This is a genomic window from Ochrobactrum sp. SFR4, from assembly GCF_019730395.1.
GTDB lineage: Bacteria > Pseudomonadota > Alphaproteobacteria > Rhizobiales > Rhizobiaceae > Pseudochrobactrum.
Genome location: NZ_JAAPBB010000888.1, coordinates 1 through 264 on the forward strand (window position 1 = coordinate 1; position 264 = coordinate 264).

Genomic DNA, 264 nt, shown 5'->3' on the forward strand with positions numbered 1-264 from the left:
TTCACCACGGCGCAATTCCAACGATACATTTTCTACCGCATGGACACGTCCAACCGTCTTGCTAAGAAAACCCTTCTTGATATTAAAGCGCGTTACCAGCTTATCTACGGTCAAGACTGGTGGTTCATCGCGTTTCACAGTATCTTCAGTAGGCTTTGGCGGATGAACTTCGCCGGTCTGCATATCCACATCGGGGAAGCGTAATGGCCGGTCTTTGCCATTCATCGAACCCAATTGTGGAACAGCCGACAAGAGCGCGCGCGT

The 264-nt window shown here is 50.8% G+C and carries 1 pseudogene; it reads right to left on the reverse strand.

Going from position 1 to position 264, the window contains the following annotated elements:
• Positions 1–264: pseudogene (locus HBA93_RS21645) on the reverse strand (glutathione ABC transporter ATP-binding protein GsiA); the annotation flags it as partial.